Annotated in this window: 14 protein-coding genes; 9 read left to right on the forward strand and 5 right to left on the reverse strand. The window is 47.5% G+C overall.

All coding sequences use genetic code 11. From position 1 onward, the window contains the following. Positions 1 to 185: 185 nt before the first annotated feature. Positions 186 to 653 carry a nucleoside deaminase gene (locus CIK88_RS06100; protein ID WP_094435227.1) on the reverse strand — a complete coding sequence of 156 codons (468 nt, stop codon included), beginning with the start codon at positions 651 to 653 and terminating at the stop codon, positions 186 to 188. A gap of 309 nt (positions 654 to 962) precedes the next feature. Here CIK88_RS06100 and CIK88_RS06105 point away from each other — a divergent pair, with 309 nt between their 5' ends. Both CIK88_RS06105 and CIK88_RS06110 read left to right on the forward strand, forming a co-directional pair. Then, the gene (locus CIK88_RS06105; protein WP_094435229.1) at positions 963 to 2237 is read left to right on the forward strand and encodes a glycosyltransferase family 4 protein; all 1275 of its coding nucleotides are present in this window, start codon (positions 963 to 965) and stop codon (positions 2235 to 2237) included. Between the two features lie 15 nt (positions 2238 to 2252). Beyond that, entirely contained in the window at positions 2253 to 3041 is a 789-nt protein-coding gene (locus CIK88_RS06110; protein ID WP_094435231.1) for a glycosyltransferase family 2 protein, read from the forward strand. 48 nt (positions 3042 to 3089) lie between these two features. On the opposite strand, the gene ispF is transcribed toward CIK88_RS06110, so the two are convergent. The 4 genes from ispF to CIK88_RS06130 are packed head-to-tail and all read right to left on the reverse strand — an operon-like array spanning position 3090 to position 8943. Next, entirely contained in the window at positions 3090 to 3563 is a 474-nt protein-coding gene (gene ispF / locus CIK88_RS06115; protein ID WP_094389807.1) for a 2-C-methyl-D-erythritol 2,4-cyclodiphosphate synthase, read from the reverse strand. Between the two features lie 32 nt (positions 3564 to 3595). Next, the gene (porV, locus tag CIK88_RS06120; protein ID WP_094435287.1) at positions 3596 to 4759 is read right to left on the reverse strand and encodes a type IX secretion system outer membrane channel protein PorV; all 1164 of its coding nucleotides are present in this window, start codon (positions 4757 to 4759) and stop codon (positions 3596 to 3598) included. Positions 4760 to 4782: 23 nt separating this feature from the next. Beyond that, a complete protein-coding gene (porU, locus tag CIK88_RS06125; protein ID WP_094435233.1) occupies positions 4783 to 8325 on the reverse strand; it encodes a type IX secretion system sortase PorU in 3543 nt (1180 codons plus the stop codon). After that, positions 8326 to 8943 (reverse strand): fumarylacetoacetate hydrolase family protein, encoded by a 618-nt coding sequence (locus tag CIK88_RS06130; RefSeq protein WP_094435235.1) that lies wholly within the window; start codon positions 8941 to 8943, stop codon positions 8326 to 8328. A gap of 360 nt (positions 8944 to 9303) precedes the next feature. Between CIK88_RS06130 and CIK88_RS06135 the strand changes: the two genes are divergently transcribed. The 7 genes from CIK88_RS06135 to CIK88_RS12585 all read left to right on the forward strand — a co-directional run bounded on the left by CIK88_RS06135 (position 9304) and on the right by CIK88_RS12585 (position 21814). Then, on the forward strand, positions 9304 to 10275 hold the full coding sequence (locus CIK88_RS06135) for a metallophosphoesterase (protein WP_094389810.1): 972 nt from the start codon (positions 9304 to 9306) through the stop codon (positions 10273 to 10275). A 41-nt stretch (positions 10276 to 10316) separates the two neighbouring features. After that, the gene (locus tag CIK88_RS06140; protein ID WP_094435237.1) at positions 10317 to 13115 is read left to right on the forward strand and encodes a TonB-dependent receptor domain-containing protein; all 2799 of its coding nucleotides are present in this window, start codon (positions 10317 to 10319) and stop codon (positions 13113 to 13115) included. Positions 13116 to 13130: 15 nt separating this feature from the next. Continuing rightward, complete coding sequence (locus CIK88_RS06145; RefSeq protein WP_094389812.1) at positions 13131 to 14513, forward strand: right-handed parallel beta-helix repeat-containing protein; 1383 nt, start codon at positions 13131 to 13133, stop codon at positions 14511 to 14513. Positions 14514 to 15828: 1315 nt separating this feature from the next. Beyond that, the gene (locus CIK88_RS06155) at positions 15829 to 16788 is read left to right on the forward strand and encodes a hypothetical protein (protein WP_094435239.1); all 960 of its coding nucleotides are present in this window, start codon (positions 15829 to 15831) and stop codon (positions 16786 to 16788) included. A 133-nt stretch (positions 16789 to 16921) separates the two neighbouring features. Next, positions 16922 to 17386 carry a copper resistance protein NlpE gene (locus tag CIK88_RS06160; protein WP_094389815.1) on the forward strand — a complete coding sequence of 155 codons (465 nt, stop codon included), beginning with the start codon at positions 16922 to 16924 and terminating at the stop codon, positions 17384 to 17386. 277 nt (positions 17387 to 17663) lie between these two features. Then, entirely contained in the window at positions 17664 to 19802 is a 2139-nt protein-coding gene (gene xyn10D/fae1, locus CIK88_RS06165; protein WP_094435241.1) for a bifunctional endo-1,4-beta-xylanase/feruloyl esterase, read from the forward strand. A 23-nt stretch (positions 19803 to 19825) separates the two neighbouring features. Then, complete coding sequence (locus CIK88_RS12585; protein ID WP_254046857.1) at positions 19826 to 21814, forward strand: alpha/beta hydrolase-fold protein; 1989 nt, start codon at positions 19826 to 19828, stop codon at positions 21812 to 21814. The last annotated feature ends 374 nt before the right edge of the window (positions 21815 to 22188 follow it).

The following is a 22188-nucleotide window of genomic DNA, read 5'->3' on the forward strand; positions in this document are numbered from 1 at the left end:
CCGAGTTTATTCAGGTATTGGGGAGAATCCCACACTGTAAGGTCTTCGTCGGTTACAACCCAACGGCGTTGCGCATCAATACAGACTACTGAGATGTAAGACAAAAGGATAAATAGAATTGTGCGTTTCAACATAAAGATATTTATTGTTTGGGGATTATATAATCAACAAATATCATATCCATATTAGTATTCGGTCTTATCTGTCTTCTCGCGCCACATCTCAAAGGCTCGTTTAGCCTCGTGTTGCATCACTATTTCACTGGGTTTCTTACGATATTCAGGTTTCAGTTCGAGTTCTTGGTAGATGAAATCGTCGTCGAAACCAATGTCGGCAGCATCTTTTCTGTCATTCGCATAATAGATTTTGTCGAGGTGTGCCCAATAGATAGCACCCAAACACATAGGGCATGGCTCGCATGAGGTATAGATTTCGCACCCTGCCAAATCGTATGTTCCCAACACTTTTGTTGCTTTACGAATGGCACTAACCTCTGCGTGTGCAGTCGGGTCAAGGTCTATTGTGACGCAATTGGATGCTTCTGCCACAATCGCTCCATCTTTCACAATGACAGCACCAAATGGTCCACCACCATTCTTCACACTATTTTCCGATAGTTCAATGGCTCTTGCCATAAAGTCGTTCTTATTCATATTCTATTTCTTTCTTTTTTGCCACAAAGATACGATTAAGTGAGAGAAGAACAAAGAAAAACTCAGTTTTTTATTTGTTCTTCCGAACGTGAGTAGCGAAGAGACGTAGTCTCAAAGATAGTGCAAACCGAGAGAAATACAAAGAGAAACGTAGTTTTTCTTTTATTTCCGAGGTGCAGCCTATCGAAGAGGCATTGCCTCAAAGATAGTGCAAACCACCTTCTGCCTCCACGCCCATAGACGATTTTTCTCTAAAAAATAGAATGGAATTATAGAAAAACTTGTAATTTTGTAGCAAAATTAGAAGATATGAAAGTTCTGATAGTCAACACAAGCGAACGAACAGGTGGTGCAGCAGTGGCAGCTAAGCGTCTATTGGAGGCTCTAAACGGCAATGGTGTGAAAGCAAAAATGCTGGTAGGCACTAAAGAAAGTGATCATATCAGCGTAGCACAAATGCCTCATCAGAAACGGCTACACTGGAATTTTCTATGGGAACGCCTGTGCATTTGGGTGCGCCTACGCTTTCAGCGCCGCCATCTCTTTGAAGTGGATATGGCAAATGCTGGTTGCGACATCACCAAACTGCCCGAATTTCGAGAAGCTGACATCATTCATCTCCACTGGATCAACCAAGGCACGCTATCGCTCAACGGCATCCGACGCATCCTGGAGAGTGGCAAACCGGTGGTGTGGACCATGCACGATATATGGCCTGCAACAGCCATCTGCCATCTTACACTCGGATGTGAACGGTTCAAAACCGCTTGTCAATACTGTCGGCTGCTGCCCGGTGGCGGTTCTGCCAACGACCTATCATCGTTGATATGGCGTCGCAAACAACACATGCTCGAGGGACGACACATCAGTTTCGTTGCTTGTAGCCAGTGGTTGGCAGGTGAGGCTCGACAGAGCGCACTGCTGAAAGGACAGACTGTCAGCGCTATCCCCAACCCTATCAGCACGTATATTTATCGACCAGGAGACAAAACGGTTGCACGCCAACGCCTATCATTGCCTATCGATGACCGTATCATTCTATTTGTATCACAGCGCGCTACCAATCCCAACAAAGGTATGCAGTATCTGACGGAAGCCTGCCAACTATTAGCAAAGCGCTACCCCGACATGGTGGAACATACCGCAGTGGCTATCCTCGGCGGTCATGCCGAAGATGTAGTGGCGCAGTTGCCGTTCCGTTCCTACCCACTGGGCTATATCAGCAACGAGCAACGCATCGTCAGTGTCTATCAGGCTGCCGACGTCTTTGTATTGCCTTCACTCTCGGAGAATCTTCCCAACACTATCATGGAGGCTATGGCATGTGGGTTGCCCAGCGTAGGATTCCGCATCGGAGGTATTCCCGAAGAGATTGACCATCAGCAGAATGGCTATGTAGCAGACTATTGCAGTGGTGAAGACCTTGCCAATGGCATTCGCTGGGCACTATCGGAAGCCGATCCGACTGCCGTTGGCAAAGCGTGTCTCGACAAGGTGGCACGCTGCTTTTCACAACAGCGTGTGGCACGACAGTATATTCAGGTTTATGAAAACGCTATGCGTCCGACCACAGCCAAACAATAATTTCCACTATTATTCATGCAACAGACCATTACCATCAGCGTCATCACCATCACCTACAACGCTGCTACGGTGTTGCAACGCACCCTCGACAGTGTGGCGCATCAGACATATCAGCATATCGAGCACCTTATTATAGACGGTGCATCGAAAGACGATACACTCGCCATAGCGCATCGCTATGCCGAGGGCAAGAATTATCCCGTAGTCATCCAGTCGGAACCCGACAAGGGTATCTATGACGCCATGAACAAAGGAATGGCGAAGGCAACGGGCGATTATCTGGTATTTCTCAATGCTGGCGACGTGTTTCATGCCGACGACACCCTACAGACTGTTTGTCAGACGATAGACCTACAGACAGCCGGCAACACCTCTGCCCCACTGCCTGCAGTGGTCTATGGTGATACAGCAATAGTGGATGAGCAAGGCCATTTCCTACGATTACGAAGGCTTCGTCCACCCCACCAACTCTCTTGGCGATCGTTCCGATGGGGCATGTTGGTATGTCACCAGTCGTTTTATGCCCGCACGGATGTGGCGCAACAGCATCATTACAATCTGCAGTACCGCCACTCTGCCGATGTAGATTGGTGTATCCGACTGATGAAAGATGCGGAGAAGCGACATCTACCTATTGTCAACAGCCATCAAATTCTATCCGACTTTATGGATGGCGGCAATACCACACAACATCACCGTGCCTCGCTCCGTGAGCGTTTCACAGTCATGCGCAACCATTATGGATTTGTTTCCACACTGCTGTGCCACCTTTGGTTTGTAATAAGAGCAGTGATAAAGAAATAAAAAGATCTGCCTACAGATAGTTGAAAGGGATTGCCCAAACAATCGCCACTACTTTTCTATCAGCGCCACGGCATAGGCAGAGATACCCTCCTCACGACCAGTAAATCCTAAACGTTCGGTAGTGGTGGCCTTGATAGAAATATTATCGGGATCGGTACCGATAACATCTGCCATACATTGTTGCATGGCAGGAATATGCGGATTCATCTTCGGACGCTGGGCACAGATAGTGGCATCGATGTTTACCAACCGATACCCTTTGGTGGCAATCAGTTCAATAGTCTTGCGGAGGATAATCTTGCTATCCATTCCCTCAGTTTCGCTGCTGGTATCTGGAAAATGAAAACCGATGTCGCGCATATTGGCTGCACCCAATATGGCATCGCAGATGGCATGTATCAGCACATCAGCATCACTATGTCCCAACAGTCCCATGGTGTGTTCTATCTTGATGCCGCCCATCCAAAGGTCGCGTCCGCTGACCAACTGATGGACATCATATCCCATTCCTACTCGTATCATAGTTGTTTGTCTGTATTATATTTGGTGTAGATTTATCGTTTGAAGAGGTCCTTGATACCGTCCATATCAAATGCCAGTGTGAAGCGCAAGGTCTGGTCGAGCGGATTGCTTTTGGCTGTGGCAATGACATATCCCACATCGAGCGAAAAGACATTCATGCGAAAACCGCCTCCCACAGTGAAATATTTCAAGTTGCCTTTGTTCTCACTCTGATGGTGATAGCCTGCACGCAGTGTGAACTGATCATGGTAAACATACTCAGCACCGACACTCCACTGTATCTCTTGCAACTCCTCTTTCAGTCCGCCAGGTGCATCATGGAAGCTCTTGAAGATGCCGGAAATGGCACTCACATTGTCGTATTCATCGATGACACGCTGTTCATACTCCTCTTTGCTCTCGCCTTCGTTTTGTTTGGGCACCGTCGGTACCAATAGTTTATTGGCATCGGCAGCTATGGTAAAGCGGTTATACTCATCGACAGGCACCATCAGCGAAGCGCCCAGACGCATATTGGCAGGTAGGAAGTTGGATCGCTCATCGCCGAAATAGGTAATCTTACTACCGATATTGGAGATGTTCAGACCCAGTCCCAACTGACATTCGCGCTGTCCGATATTGATGTAGTTGTTATAGTAGCATGCCAAATCGGCTGCCACTGCCGATGCTGGCGAAGCGTCTTCGCTATAGTCGTAACGCAGATCACTATAGAGCCAACGTATGGCGGCAGCAATAGAAAAGCGTTCGCTGAGCATGAGCGAATATGCCACATCGAGCGACATCTCATAGGGTTTCACCGTCATGGCATCGTCACCACTGCCGGTATAAACTTCACCCAAGGAGAAATAGCGCAACGAACCAGATATAGCAGAATAGTCGCCGATGCGATAGTAACCTGACAGATATGCCAAATCGATATCGTTGACCAACTGTCGGAGCCATGGCGTATAGTTGAGCGCTATGCCTGCCCTACTGATACAGAAGGGATATTTAGCTGGATTCCAGTATTGTGAGTTGACATCAGGATCGGTGGCAGCACCCACATCGCCCATACCTGCCGCACGGGCATCGGGCGCAATGGTCTGTGATATGACGGCATGGTCAATGGGGTTGAACTGACTTTTGCCGTCTTGCGCCCAACCGTTTGCTGCCGTTGCCATCAACATGGCTATAAGGAGAATCTTTACTTTGTTCATCATCAATATAACGTAGCCATGCGTTATTTATTGCTCAACACTATCAGTTTCTTGGTTTTCGACACCTGTTGTCCTCCCGTACTACCCAAGCGCACCCGATAGAGATAGACTCCGGTAGAGAGACGATGCCCGTTACTGGCAGACAAATCCCAGTCGATGGTAAGACTTCGGTCTGATGGTGTTGCCTGTTGGCGATGCTGCCAAAGCATGCGCCCTGCCATGTCAAATACCTCAATACTGATGTCGAGCGCTGTACCCACACGGTCGTGAATGATACGGAAACCGGTAGTGGTAGTGGCAGGATTGCGTGTGGTTTCCACTTCGAACACTCCAGGAGCAAGGCCTTCTACCACACGGAAGTTGAGTTCGCGGGTGGTGACATTGTTTTGCATATCCCAAGCGCGGAACATCAAATGGTGGTCGCCCGCTGTCAACTGGGGAATGCTAAAGCCTACCGTGCCACGGGTGTGGCTACCGAAATCATAAGCGAAATAATCGTTGAGGTTGTAAGTCTGTGTGGTTTGTCCGTCAATCACCAAGGTCAGGTTGTGGCCCAAACCATTGCCTGCGGCATTGATACCGCTGGCATCTTCCAGTTCGGCTATGAAATAAGGAGTGGGATTGACGCGCCCTCCATCCACAAAGTCGCTACTATTGAAATAGCAATATACTTCGGGACCCTCGTTATCATCGGTATTGGCATCGGTTCCGCCCAGAGTAAAACGGGTGCAATGTCCATTGGCAGTCTGCGTGCGGTCGGTATTTACCGCATAGACATGCAGGAGTCCTATGGCATCGGAATAGCTGATGTCACGTGGCACGGTGAAGGAAAACGAGAACACACCCTGCCGGATGCTATCACTTCCAGTAAACAAAGTATGGGTGCGGTCGGTATATACAAAGGCTTTCTGCGCCTGTGACGAATCGTTTCGTCGGCACACCACCGTCTCTGCAGCATCACATACCGTGGCGGTGATCTGTCCATTGAAAGCAGGATCAGCCCCCTCCCCCTGCTGCACATGACCACAAACCTTGACTGTAGTACCGGCAGAGAGTGGTATCGGGCGGTCGGTATCTGTCAAAGCCACACCGTTAATGCTATCGATAAGCACCTTTCTGACGGGGAGCGACAAGCGCAAAGCAGGATCGCCAAGTAGGAGAAACTGTAGTTTGTTGGCGGTAAGGTCGCCTCCGGTAGTTATCAATTCGTTCTTTGCTCGGCGCACAGCCTCTCCAATAGGCATGGGGCGCCCATCGGAAATATTGAGCAAATGACGCATGAAGGTCTGGTTCATCAGGCGGTTATACGACTGGAAGACGGTACGCGTAGTACCGTAAAAGGCAATGGCGCCACCATGTGGATTAAGCAGTGCGGTCTCACCGATATTCTCTGTCTGTCCGTCGAAGGGCATAATATCACACGTGGCAGCAACCCAAAGGGGCAGATGACTGGAAACGGCATTGGCGAAATCGGTAACATCCACCACCTTCTCATGGGATATGCTTGTTGCAGCGCCATGACCGGAATAGTTCATGACGAGTGCTCCGGTATTCATCAGTTGACGTATCTGCCGTGTCACATCGGGATAACTGTTAGATGTGGCAGACGATGTGCGCTGATAGGCATCCCAAAGAATGCGCCTCACTTGGACAGAAGGCTGTTGGTGTTCGACTTGTTTCGCCACATCATCGGCATCTTCCATGTGCTGGTTTTCATTGCCGTCGTCGCCCATCACGACAATAAGATTCTGCCAACTGCCCACATCGCGATTGTCTGCATAGGCAATAATCTTATCCACTACCGCCTCCGCCTGACTCACAGTACGCACGGGCAGGCGGCCTACAGCCACATCACTCTTGTCGCTACCCAAGAGATTGGCACCTTCGCCATCGTCAAGGAGCGTAAAATAGTCGTCGCAGACATAGCTGCCGGTACGGCTATAGGAGTTATCGCTCTCATAACAGAGTAGGAACTGATCAGGCCGATACCCTCGCCAAGTGGTGGTAAGCATGCGATTATCCCATGCTCCATCCCCCATCAGCAACAGAAAGCGCGGTTGGTCAGCCTCTGTTGTGGCGCGGTCGTAGAGCATTTTAAGATAGCGGCGGTAGGCATTGGCATCGGGTGTGCCACTACTAAACTCGTTGTAAAGTTGGTCGGCCGCAACGATGCGCACGCGAAGGGTATCGTGGGTTTCGTGCCAATCAGCCAACCGTTGGGCTTGTTCCTGCATCTTACGGTCGGCAGGAATGATGATAATCATATCGGCAGGACCGTCGGCATGGAGGTTCTGATTATTGACCAGTCCCACAATGTCTGGTGCAGGAAATGTTGCGGAAGCGAGATTGGGTGTAGTCTCCGGTGTAGCATGATAGAGCGAGACATGATCGAGACGCACCACAGCCTGAGCATTGACGGGCGTGAGCGTCACTTTATTGTTGGCTGCAAGCAGTTCGGTAACGGGAAAAGTTGCCGTGGCAGTACGCATCTCATCGTATTCGCCACGCGATACCACCGCCAGTTGCCCCACGTTCTGCCCATTGACTCCCACCATCACAGCAGTGGCTTGGTCGGCAGAGAGCGTCACAGTCAGAGATCCGGTATCGTGGTCTTGTGCACCTTGCAGGGTAATACTGCGAGGATTGGCGGCTGTGATACGCGTGGCATCATATAGATTTCTGCCACCTTGATACCATGCATAGTCATCAACCTCATAGAGCGTATGCGTGCGGTCGGCATGCGATTGCCAGTTGGTCAAAAAGGTTTCAGTATCGATTGTAAGTGGGTTGTCGCCCTCTGTCAAGAAATAACAACCGTAATGGGCATAGGGATTACGGATGCGCTGATGGTTGCTGTCCCACGTCACAGGGCCTGTTGCCATCAACAGGCAACGCCCATCGGAAAGGCGACAGGTTGCCACTTCATGCAAATCGTCGGTGGTTTGCAGATAGTCTGCCGTCAGCCATTCAGGCTGCAAGGCACCACCATAGCCATAGACTTTAACACGCGATGGATCGGCAAATCCTGCATTTCGCAGCAGTTTGTCGGTCAACTGATAGATACCTGAGGCAGGCACGCTGATTTTCACCCATCGCCCTTCTGCCAATACCGAGTGGTCGGCATAGCGATTGACAGGTGCTGCGGCAGATTGTTGTGTGCGGTTGCGTGCCGGTTTGGCTTTGGCATCGATGCGAAGCACAAAGCTCACGAGTTTCTGGAGCTTGCGTCCGCGCTTCACCAACGGTACGAAAGAGACTTCAAGGCTTCCTTTTTTACGTGCGACGCTGAGTTGTTGGGATATGCGTGGAATACGCGGCAACGATGCGTCTGTAATTTTCTGCAGGCGCTGCACATCGGCATTACCCATCGGGATGAATTCGGGATAGTCGAGACTTACTGTATATACGGAGTCGAGGTATGCGCCACAGAGTGGAATGGAATAGCTTACGCGTGGCAATACAGAGTCGATCCTGACCTCAGAAGCCGTCAGGTTAATGGTGCGTTGTGCGCGACAAGGTGTCAGCTGCACGAGCAACACGATAAGACTCAGCCATGCGTGTTTCATCTACTTACAGTTGAATTCCAATACTTTTCGTTCTTCTATCCATCCTTCCAAATGGTCGTCGATATGCACGGGTCCCACTCCAACAGGTGTGCCGGTATAGAGCAGGTCGCCAGTTTTCAGTGTGAAATATTGTGAGATATAGGCAATGAGTTCGTCAACACGATAGATCATATCGCTTGAACAGCCTTCCTGCACCGTCTTGCCATTGATGTCGAGATGGAAATGGAGTGCCTGGATGTCGCGAAACTTCTCCACATCGACCCAGTCGCCAATAACCGCCGAGCCGTCGAAGCCTTTGCAGAGTTCCCAGGGTAATCCTTTCTCGCGTGCTTCGCGCTGCAGATCACGGGCTGTAAAATCGATTCCCACGGTCACGGCATCATAGTATCTGTGAGCGAAGCGTTCTGGAATACTCTTTCCCAATCGGCAGATGCGCACCACCAATTCTGTTTCATAGTCCACCTGACTGCTCCAGTCAGGAATAAAGAAAGGCTTGTGGTCTTTCAACAAAGCCGAATCAGCCTTGGTAAATATCACAGGCTTTTCTGGTTTATATGCCTTTCCGTCCAGTTCTTCGGTATGCTGGAGGTAGTTCATGCCAACGGCGAATATCTTCATAGTGTATGCTTATTATAGATAATGTGTATGTTGATTGCTTATCGTTGCAAAATTAAATAAAAATATCGAGAACTAAGACATTTCCATCAAAAGTATGATGTTTTGTGGCAAATTGACCATCTGTAATTGCAGATTTGTAACATCGCGACTGTTCTTTCTCTGGCTTGTAACAGTATTGTTACACGACTTTATCAAGATGTTCAAACACTCGTAACACGTTTGACACATCGTCCCACTACCTTTGCACTCGCATTTCACCCACCATGAATGGGTTTGAGATTCGGGTGCTTTAATAGCATATATCGGTATTTCGGAACACTACTTAGATGAGGATAAAATCAATTTTAAAAGAGAAATAAAATGAGAAACAATGTAATGAGAGCATGCGGCAATAGAGTTGCCATGATGCTGATGGCTGTCTGTCTGATGCTTGCCAACGTGCAGGCGCAAGCACAAAATGCCACAGAATGGGAGAAATTGAAAGGTGAAATCACACTTTATATGACCAACGACATGGGTCGGAATGGCTATTACGACCAAAAGCCGATTGCCGAACTGATGGGCGAAATGGCTGATGTGGTAGATCCGGAAGCAGTACTTGCCGTGGGCGATATCCATCATTTCAATGGAGTGGCATCATTGCAAGACCCACTTTGGATGACCAATTACGAGTTGATCTACTCCCATCCCGACCTCATGCTCGACTGGTTTCCTGTTTGCGGCAACCATGAATATCGGGGCAATACCGAGGCTTTCCTCAACTATGGCAAGGTGAGCCGCCGTTGGATGATGCCTGCCAAATACTACACAAAGGTGTTTTCACATAAGAATACCACCATACGCATCGTATTCCTCGACACCACACCCCTTATCGATTCTTATCGCAAGAATGCCGACACATACCCCGACGCCTGTAAGGAGGATATGCAAGCGCAACTCTCTTGGCTCGACGAAACGCTAAAGAATGCCCACGAAGACTGGGTCGTCGTGGTGGGTCACCACCCCATCTACGCCGAGACAGGCAAGAAGGAAACCGAGCGTCTTGATATGCAGAAGCGCCTGTTGCCTGTACTCCATAAATATAATAATGTGGCAATTTACGCCTGCGGACACATCCATAATTTCCAGCATATCGAGAAGAAAGGAGATGCTATCGACTATGTGGTCAACTCATCGTCGTCGTTGGCACGCCCAGTAAAACCTATCGACGGCACCGTATTTTGCAGTTCTGCCGATGGTTTTTCTGTCATCACAGCCGACAAGAATCAGCTCCGCATGTCGATGATTGACAAAGAGGGCAAAGTGATTCACACGATAGAAAAAAGCAAATAAAAGGAAGCAGAGAGAAGTATTCTACTGAGACATATATTGAGATGAAAAGATTTTTAATCAGTGCGGCATTGCTTGCCGCCGTGACAGCTACTATCCAAGCCCATACGCTGGATGGATCTGTCAAGGACAACAAAACGGGCGAACCGCTCATCGGAACTGTGATCCGAGTGAAAGAGTTGCCTGAAGTGACCACCACTACAGGCCTCGACGGAACTTTCACCCTGCATGAATTGCCCAACAAGGGAAAGTTCACCCTTATCGTTTCCTACATTGCCTACAAGACTCAGGAGATTGTGGTGGATGTTGCCAAGAAAGACAAACTCGACATTCCGATGACTGAAGATCAGAAGGAACTTGGCGAAGTGGTGGTGACGGGTCATCGCGAATATCGCTCCGACCGTAGTGCCGTAGAAACCGTAAAGGCGGCTGGCAATGTGCTCAACGTGATTAGCCAGCAGAGCATCCAACTGTCTCCCGACGTCAATGTGGCCAGTGTGCTTCAGCGCGTATCGGGTGTCACGATGGAGCGCGATGCGTCGGGTGAGGCTTCTTATGCCATTCTCCGTGGCATGGACAAGCGCTACAATTACACACTTGTGAACGGGGTGAAGATTCCAAGTCCCGATGACAAGAACCGCTACATCCCGTTGAACATCTTCCCAAGCGACCTGATGGATCGCCTCGTAGTATCGAAGTCGTTGACTGCCGACATGGAAGGTGATGCTGCCGGTGGAGTGGTCGATATGGTCATGAAGGACGCTCCTTCACGTTTTCAGCTCCAAGCCAATGCTGCCATTGGAGCGAGCGATTACTTCTGGAAAGACGGCAGAGACTATCTCACAAGCAACCGTTCTGACTATACCCACAAGTCGCCTTACGAGGCTTTCGGTTCGGAATACAAGGCAAGCATGAGCGACTTTAAGAATGGTCCGATGCAACTAAAGAGTCACTCCGCTCCAAGTCCCAACTTCATTGGTGGCATCAGCATAGGCAATCGCTTCTGGAAAGACCGCTTGGGCGTGATAGTTGCAGGTAGCATACAAAACACCTTCCGGGGGACTGAGCGCACTTATAATTCTGTAAAGATGGCTTCGGGCGAACAGGCCATGTATATTTCCAAGCTGCAACACCGCTACTACAGCATCCACGATTTGAATACGGGTGTTCATGCCAAACTGGACCTGACTTTGCCTGGTCACAAGTTGGAATGGTATAATATGTATGTGCATACCAACTCCAAAGGTATCAGATACAGCAATGGCATCGGTACTGAATATATCGGCGAAAACAGTTATACGCAAGATGACGAGATGCGATCTACCTCTACCACGCAAAGCATTTTTGCCACCAATCTGAAGGGCACTCACCATCTCACCAAGGATTTCACCATCGACTGGGCGGGAATTTTTTCTCAAGCCAAAGAGGAGGATCCCGATAGAACCTACGCCACACTGAGCAACACAGTGACTACCGACAACACAGAGGGGGATGCCGTTTCCGGCTCGATCTGGTCGCCCGACAAGACCATTAGCAAGACGTATCCAAAAAATGCGGAACGCCGATTCCAACACAACAGAGATACCGATTGGGCTGGATACATCAACCTCACTTACAACACCCGTTTCGGAAACGATATGGAAGCTATTTGGAAAACTGGTGGGCAGTATCGTCGCAAGGAACGCAGCAACAGATACTATTCCTACATCTTCAATCCTGCCGATACCGAACTGACGTTGGATGACAATAGTCTGGAGCAGTTTGGCCATATCGAATGGACATGCAGAACTCCATACTCGCAAGCCTCACAACTCAACTACGACTCTAAGGAACACATCGGTGGAGCCTATGCCATGGTGACCATGAAGAGTCAATTGGGCGAGGTGAATGTTGGTTTCCGCGCAGAACACACCAACCAGATATACACCATGCTGCAACACTTCCGCAACATGGGACAGGTGGGAGAACAGAGCTACTGGGACTATCTGCCCTCTGCCAATATCAAGTGGACACCTACACAAAAGATGAATGTGCGTCTATCCTACTATCGTTCCATCAACCGACCTGGATTCTACGAGATTGTGCCTTATCAGATTCAGGGCGAGGAATATCAGGAGAAGGGTAATCCTAATCTGAAGCGAGCACGCATCGATAATATCGACTTGCGATGGGAGTGGTTTCCGTCAAAGAATGAGCAGATACTGGCTGGCGTATTCTATAAATACCTGAAGGATCCTATCGAACAGGTGTTTGTCACTTCCGACGGTAAGATTGGTGCGGGAACCGATGCCTACTATATGCCCGACAATTTGGGAAATGCCAAAAACATGGGTTTCGAAATCGACGTCATCAAGTATATCCGCCACTTTGGTATAAAGGCAAACTACACCTATACCTATTCGAGAATCACCACATCAAAGCGTGAATATCAAGAAGGCAGCGCGGAATATAAGACGGGAGTGACCCAGACCCGACCTCTGGTAAATCAGGCTCCACACACCGCCAACCTCTCTCTGCTGTATAAGGATACCGAACACGGATGGAATGGACAACTCGCGGCTTCGTTCACTGGCACCAAACTGGCATTGGTATCACCTTTCAAAGATGCCGACCAATGGGACAAAGCCATGTTTGGACTCGATCTTAGCGCCGAAAAACAATTCAAGAACGGATTCTCTATCTTCTTCAAAGCCAACAATCTGCTCGATGCCAAACGAGAGAGATACCTCAAGACGGTGAACCCTGCCAACCTTGAATATGAGGGACAGCAGAGTGATAAGACCATCGTAGGTACGTATAAATACGGCAGAACATTCCTTTTGGGAGTAAGATATAAACTATAAAAAACAAGAACAAATATGAAACAGATAAATACTTTCGCCTGCATGTTGATCATGGCAACGACAGTGTTCTCAACAGCATGCGAGAACGACAATATCAATCCATACGATTACGTAAACAACAACAATCAGGATAACAATAACCAAGGTTCTACCGATGCCATCAAAACATCGTTTGCCGAATACCCCATAGGGTCGCTGGTATGGACCAAAGACACTACGCTGACCGAGAGCATAGAAATTCCGGAAGGCACTTCGCTCTACATCGAACCGGGTGTGACTGTCACTTGCAAGGCTGAAGTGCAAGTGCCCATCGAAATCGTGGTATTGGGCAACCTCTACTGTATGGGTACTGCCGAGAAGCCCGTTGTGTTTACTTCAGACGACAAGAAACCTGAGGCATGGGGTGGTATCATCTGCGGATACAATTCGGAAGAAGTGGTGCTCAACCATGTAGAGATAGCCTACGCAGGAGCAACACCTACAGAAAACTCCATCTCGTTTCAAAGAAAACTCTTCAAAACTACTATCGATGGCGGTGTGCCTGCCTTCCATTTTTGCAATGTAAACGGTAAGTTTGTGATTGCAAACAGTTTCTTCCACGATGCCTACAACGACCTAACCTACTTTACTGGCGGCAATGCCGTCATTGTCAACAGCATCTTTGCTGATTGCGGAAACAAGACCGATGGTGGCGAAGCTATCAACGTGAAGGCTGGATGCAAATTTGATGTGGCTAACAATATCATCTACAATGCCTGCACCAATGCTTTCAAACTCTCAAATGCGGGTAACAGCGAGGTGATTCCTCTCACCGAAATGACCGTATATAACAATACGGTTGTAGATTGTGGATGGCGTCGCGCCAAAAACAAAAAAGGCGGTTCGGTATGGGTCGAGAAGGCTGCAAAGCCCATTTTCGTCAACAATTTAATCTACGATTCACGCTTCGGACTGAAACAACCTAAGCAGGACGGTGCAGATATGGAGCACAGCCGACTCACTCCCAACTATTATTTCGCCTCAACAGAAACGGGTGTGAAACAAATGGAGAAAGGGGCTTCACTCGGCATTTGGTTTGATACCGACATCAAGAGCGGCGTTGCCGGACAACTCGACCCACTATTCAAAAATTTCAAACAAAGCAGTAACATGAATATCAATTGCGAATCAGATGATGTGGAAAAAGGTGCTCCACTCGCCTTCGACAAGACATGGAACTTCGACGTGAAAGCCGAAAGTCCTGCACGCTCTGGCGGTGTTACCGATTTTGCTCGCCTTTTCCCCAACGGCATTCCTTTCTTTGGCATGAAAAAGGTAGTTTTCTTGGATAACAACAACGATCAGAACTACTACTTCACAGCTCCACTGCCAAGCGCCAGATTCGGAGCAACGATGTAATATCGGTTCGTTGAATATCGTGCCACCCATAACTATATGTTCATCCATACACTTCTTCGTGTGGGTTGACATATAGATATGGGTGGATTTCATATGCATTATTCACGCACGAAAAATAACTACGACACAATCTATTCGTAGGTATATAGGAATCGCTATTCTCTTGTTTTTGGATAGCCCTAACGATAGTTTCCACACGAACTGGTATCAATGTAAATGCTACACTTGTTTTTTCAGAGTTTTTCAAACGCCTGACAAAAGTTTTGTCTAACGTTGGATAATGGTTGTGTCAAACGTTGGATAATAGTATTGTCAAACGTTGGATAATGGTTGTGTCAAACGTTGAAAAGAGTTATATCAAACGTTGGGTAAAAGTTATTTCAAACATTGCGAAAGAGTTGTGTCAAACGTTGGGTAAATGTAGTTTCCAACGATAGGCAATCGATTCAAACACGTCAGACTACCAGGGAAAGAAAAATATAGTTGGTGGTCGATCGGTGGTCGAAGGGTGGTCGATTCCACAACATTGAACACCATATAAGTCTTTACTACTCAGAAACATAACCGTCACGGGTGGTCGGTGGTCGAAAAAACAACACATCGCGCATGCGCATACGCGCGTGAACATCACGCGAAAGATGAGGGCAACAGGAATACTATGGCTATTATACCAAACCTTTCAAGAAATACCTGAGCATCAAGACTGCAAAAGGATTCTTTTAGAATATAGGTTTTCCCACATTGTCTTACTCCATTTAATACCAATGGCTTACGACGCTCTTGGTTCTTCCAATCTACAAGCTGAGTATATATCTTTCTTTTCATAGATTTACACTTTTAGACACATAACAATGGTAATATCTTACACTTTCTGACACATAAAATCATCACAAAGATACACTTTTTGACACATACATCCAAATAAACATAGCAAAACAATTGGGTTATTATGTTTTTTTTAAGCATAATATTTAAGCAAGCTTGCTATTCTGCATTCGGTTTGCACTATCTTTGAGGCAATGCCTCTTCGATAGGCTACACCTCGGAAGTACAAAGAAAAAAGTGTTTTTTCTTTGTACTTCTCTCGGTTTGCACTATCTTTGGACTTGCAGCCCCAAGATACTCACGTTCGACAAAGCAGAAGAAAAAATGCTTTTTCTTTTGCTTTTCGCTCACTTAATCGTATCTCTGCAATCTCATTGCTTAGATAGGCTACACCTCGGAAGTACAAAGAAAAAAGTGTTTTTTCTTTGTACTTCTCTCGGTTTGCACTATCTTTGCACGGAAAATGGTTAGATACTACATCATAACACTAATGGTCTGGCTATCACTTGCCAGCGGAAAGGCACAGACTACAGATGTGCGCTGCCTCGACTTTATGGGTGTGCCCATCGAGGGAGCGGTCGATTCGTTCCTTGTACGCATACAAGAGAAAAACTTCACACCATGGGGAGATTCGGGAGATGGCGAAGACTATTATTTCCGGGGAAACTTCTATGGCATACGTGCCAAACTGATGGTTAGTGCCGATAAAGACACCAAACGGGTTGAATCGATGTATTTCACCGTGGGACCCTATCGTACCAAAGAGATGATGAACCGCAATACGGCTTATTTCCTCCGCAAACTGTCGCAAGACTATGGCAACTATACCACACGAAACGGATCATACTATTTCTTCAACGACTATGGCAATGTGAAAGTATCTATCACTAAAAACAACGATGGGGCCTCGGATATCAATATCTTCTTCCAACCTACTACTCCTTTTTATAAAGATGCGGTACTGTTGGGACTGAAAGGCAATGTGCAAGAGGTGATGACCACCAATCCGGTGTCGGAGAATGCCATGGAGCGTTTCGCACGAGACGGCAAGATGGAGAATCCTGACATCATGGAGCGTATATATAATGAATATGGTTATCTGACAAAGGCGAAGATGCTGGAACGCAACGGCACAAGCAGCATCAGTTATGAGTATGATGACAGAAACAGACTGGTGCGCCGCACACTGACCAACGAGAAAGCTGCCATCACCTATGTCAATGAGTATATCTACAACGAAAAGAACGAAATACTCAACGAGAGTCAAAAGGTTTATAATGAACAGAAGGAGTGTCTGATGTCGGTCAATATGCGCAATGAATATACCGCCCACGACGATGACGGCAACTGGACACGCAACCAACTCAACATCGTGTATTGGGAGAAAGATGCACAAAGCCAATCTACCAACGTGGTGCAGACACGCAAGATTCGCTATTGGGATGAATAACAAAACAGGTGCAACACCCTCCTACTCCACATAAACTTCCACATACAACTATCCCACTCATTAGATGATGAAACGGGAACTTCATCAGGAAAAGTGTGGATTACCCTTGACTTTTTATCAAAATGTATAAAATATGAAAAAGACAATTATTTTAGCAGTAGCCGTTATTGCTGCAATGTTTGTGGTTTCATGCAATGGCAACAAGACAACAGGTCAGAAAACTGATACAGATAGCCTCAGCTGTGTAGAGAGTGATTCGCTGCAGGCTGATGGCATTGCTATCGAATCGATTGCGGGCACCTATGAGGGAACACTCCCCGCAGCAGATTGCCCAGGAATCAAGACAGTCTTGACACTCAACAGCGATAGCACTTACCAGTATGCTGCCGACTACATCGACCGCAAGGATGGACACGACGAGGCAAGTGGCATCTTCAAGGTATCAGCAAATCATGTGATTGAGATTATCCGCCCATCAAGTGGTGAGGCCTCTTACTACAAGGTTAAGGATGACAATAGCCTCATCATGACCGATTCGCTCGGCAACGAGCCTGAAGGAGAAATGGCTAAACACTATGTGCTGACAAAGAAAAACTAAACTTCAAGCAGAAAGCACTCACGCTATCATACGAAACGAGTCCACGGAAACCATGTTTTCGTGGACTCGTTGTTTTTGCCTTCTTATTCAAGAATAATCAATATCAGGACATCTACACTTGCTTCCGATTCCATCCCACACACCATTTCAACATCTTTATCTATTATCTCAACCAGCAGAAATGAAAGAACCGAAAAAGAATGTGTTACACCGCATGACCATTACTATATATATTATATGTATCTTTGCATCATCCTAAAACAATTAAACTAAAGACATGAAGATCAAACAAAAGATTGTATGGGTTGCTCTTGCTGCAATCAGCGCAACAACCGCTCAGGCACAGGGTTTGAAAGATGCCTACAAAGACTATTTCACTATTGGTGTGGCTGTCAATAAGCACAATATTGCACAGCCTGAACAAATCGCACTGATCAAGCGAGAATTTAACAGTGTGACTGCCGAGAATGATATGAAACCTGTATCGGTACACCCGAAAGAAGGTGTATGGAACTGGGGGGCTGCAGACAGTATTGCCAACTTCTGCCGACAGAATGGTATCAAACTGCGCGGACATTGTCTGGTTTGGCACAGCCAGTTCTCCGACTGGATGTTTACCGATAAAAAAGGTAAGGAAGTGAAAAAAGAGGTGTTCTACCAACGCTTGCGCGAACATATCCATACAGTGGTCAACAGATATAAGGACATTGTATATGCATGGGATGTGGTCAACGAAGCCATGAACGACAACAACATGATGCGCTTCCGTCCTGGACAGGAGCCTTCTCCCTATCGCCAAAGTCGTCTGTTCAAACTTTGTGGCGATGAATTTATTGCCAAAGCTTTTGAATATGCCCATGAGGCAGACCCCAACGCTCTGCTGTTCTATAACGACTACAACGCTGCAGACCCCAAGAAGTGCGAGCGAATATACAATATGGTGAAGAAGATGCAGGATGCCGGTGTACCTATCACTGGTATTGGTATGCAGGGGCACTACAACATCTATGGACCATCGGAAAAGGATGTTGATGCTGCACTGACCAAATATTCTCAGTTGGTAAAACATATACACATCACCGAACTCGACATCCGTACCAATGAGGAAATGGGTGGACAGTTGCAGTTCTCACGTGGTCAAGCCGTAGCACAGCCCGCATATATTGCTGCACTGCAGGAAGACCAGTATGCACGTGTGTTCCGCGTATTGCGCAAACATAAGGACGTGATTGACAACGTAACATTTTGGAATCTTTCTGACCGCGACTCCTGGCTTGGCGTGAATAACCATCCGTTGCTCTTTGATGCAAACTACAAAGCCAAGAAGGTATATAGCGTAGTAAAGGACTTCAATGTTGCACTCGACCAACATCAGCCTAAGGAAGACTTTGTACCCAGTTCAAAGAACCAGCCTGGACAACAGTATCCTATGGTCAACTCTGAGGGTTATGCCCGTTTCCGCATTGTCGCTCCAGATGCCAAATCTGTTATTGTAAGTCTCGGATTAGGTGGTCGTGGCGGTACAGTACTGCGCAAAGACAAGGACGGCGTATGGACTGGAACTACAGAAGGTCCTATGGATGAAGGTTTCCACTATTATCACCTGACCATTGATGGTGCTGTGGTAAACGACCCAGGTGCCAACAACTACTATGGTTCATGCCGTTGGGAGAGTGGTATTGAGATTCCTGCCCACGATCAAGCATTCTATGAGAACCGCATGAATGTGGCTCATGGTCATGTACAACAGGTATTGTTCCCCTCAAAAAGCACCAACACCGTGCGTCGCGCTTTTGTCTATACTCCACCGACGTATGGCAAAAACAAGAAAGAACGCTTCCCTGTGCTCTATCTGCAACACGGATGGGGCGAGGACGAAACAGCTTGGAGCAACCAAGGTCATGCCAACCTGATAATGGACAACCTGATTGCAGAAGGTAAGTGCAAACCGTTTATCATTGTGATGACCTACGGCATGACCAACGATGTGCGCTTCGGACATATCAATAAGTTTGATGCCAAGGAGTTTGAAACCGTATTGGTGGATGAGCTCATTCCTTATATTGATGCCAATTTCCAGACCAAGGCTGACCGCAACAATCGTGCAATGGCAGGATTGTCAATGGGTGGTTTTGAAACCAAACTCATCACCATGCGCCGCCCAGAGGTGTTTGCATACTGGGGACTGCTGAGCGGTGGACAGTACGAACCTGCCGATCTGAAAGATAAGGGCGAGGTGAAACTGATCTTCCAAAGCTGTGGTAGCAAAGAGCGTCCCGAAGCCATCAACGCTTCAACAGCTCGCTTGAAAGAAGCTGGTTTCAACGCTGTGGGACATATCTCTGAGGGCACAGCCCACGAGTTTCTGTCATGGCGCCGTGCCCTGCACACTATGGCACCGCTGCTCTTCAAATAAAGCATATAGTCAAAAATACTATAATGAAAAAATCTATCTTATCATTACTTATGCTCTGCTGTGCCATCGTGATGATGGCACAGCCACAGAGCGCACCAGGCGGATTCAAAATGCCCGAAACCAATCCGCAGTACAAGGATTTGAACTATGCAGGCGATAGTTTGGAAGCTCACCGACTGGACATCTATCTACCTGCTACAGGTCATGAGAAGTATAAAGTGGTGATGGTAATATATGGTAGCGCATGGTTTGCCAACAACATGAAGGCCATGGGCTATCTATCAATCGGCAAACCTCTGGTGGATGCCGGCTTTGCCGTAGTAAGCATCAACCATCGTAGTAGCGGTGACGCAAAATTCCCTGCACAGATCAACGATGTGAAAGCCGCCATCCGCTATATTCGTGCCCATGCCGAGGACTATCATCTCGACACCTCGTTCATCGGCATCACAGGATATTCTTCTGGTGGTCATCTGTCATCGCTGGCTGGTGTGACCAACCACATGAAGACACACACCGTAGGTAAGACCACGGTAGATATCGAAGGCAATGTAGGGCATTATACAGACTATTCCAGTGAAGTGGATGCTGTAGTGGATTGGTTTGGACCAGTCGATATGGCAACTATGGAACGCTGCGAGACTGTAAAAGATGCCAAATCACCAGAAGCCGCACTGATAGGTGGTGCGCCTGCCGATATGCCTGACATGATTTCACTCATCAGTCCTTACAGCTACGTCACACCAGACATCCCTCGTTTCCTCGTCATACATGGCAATTCCGACAGCGTAGTGCCTTACTGTCAGAGCGAGCGTTTTGCTGCGGCACTGAAGAAGAACGGACGGTTGGAAAAGTTCATCACCGTGGAAGGTGGCGAACATGGTCCTGTGACATTCAACGAAAATACCTTCAACGAAATGGTGACGTTCTTCCAACAAGAGGCCAAAGCCAAGCAAGCACTCGCTAACCAAGAAGGACAGCCTTCGCTGTGGAATATCCGCGGACAACATTATCCTAAGGTATTGGCCGACCATCGTGTGGTATTCCGCGTCAAGGCTCCTACTGCCAAACATGTGCAGATAGACCTTGGACGAAAATATGATATGTATAAAGACCGTGATGGCATATGGACTTGTGTGACCGATCCGCAGAGCGAAGGTTTCCACTACTATTTCCTCGTAATAGACGGAGTACGTGTGGCAGATCCGCAGAGTGAATCGTTCTATGGCTGTTCGATGATGACCAGCGGTGTAGAGATTCCCTATGATGACATCAAAGCTCCACGCTTTGCCCAACGTGATGTTGCTCGTGGCGACGTACACCGCAAACGATACTTCTCAAAGGTTGACAACAAATGGAAAACCATGTATATCTATACTCCTGCAGCCTACGATACCAATCCCAAAGCCACCTTTCCCGTGCTCTATCTGCAACATGGTGGCGGTGAGGACGAACGCGGATGGAGCAACCAAGGACTGACAGACATCATTCTCGACAACTTGATTGCCGATGGCAAGGCTGTGCCAATGGTTGTAGTGATGATGGATGGCAACACCAGCGACTTTACTGCCGAATGGACACAAGAGGGGATTCCTTTCGTAGAGAAGAACTTCCGAGTGAAGAAAGGCATGAAGTATCGTGCCTTAGCTGGACTGTCAATGGGCGGAATACATACACTCAACGCCTTGGTGTCAAGTCCTGACCTGGTGAGCTATGCCGGTGTATTCAGTTCGGGATGGTTTAAAGAACGAGTACCTTGGGCATCGTTTATTGATACGGAGGCATGTTACAAAACGCTGAAAGAAAAGGTTGCCATCTACAATAAGAACCTCAAGAAACTTTGGCTGTCAATGGGCGGAGAAGAAGACATCGCCTATGAAAACTGCAAAGCCATGCGTGCACGCTTTGACGAAATGGGTTTGAAATACGACTACTACGAGTACCCAGGCGGTCACACTTGGCCTGTATGGCGCGAAAGCATCTATCAATTTGCACAACTGATTTTCAAATAATTCATTACTTTTGATTCAACATGGACTGCTCCGGTGATGGAGCAGTCCATGTTTTCTTTGTATTTTCCATCCTGCATCTATCCTTTTTCTGTCAACAACCGAAAAAAAATTGTCGTCATAGAGAATAGTATCAAACTGTCAGACAAAACAGCAACACGCTTAGTCTTGCAGATTTCCAAATAAATGTTTGGTCATTACAATTATAAGGTATAATTTTGCAAAACAAACCCCAATGATATCCAACATGCACCGAAACCACCAGATGCGTACGAGTATGACCAACTATCAGTTCTCACGTATGGGTGATAAGGAAGCGGAGATACGCTCTATAAGAGATATATGAGCGATAAGAAACCTGTAAAGACGACAAAGAA

Origin of the sequence: Prevotella sp. P5-50 (assembly GCF_002251295.1) — a bacterium.
GTDB lineage: Bacteria > Bacteroidota > Bacteroidia > Bacteroidales > Bacteroidaceae > Prevotella.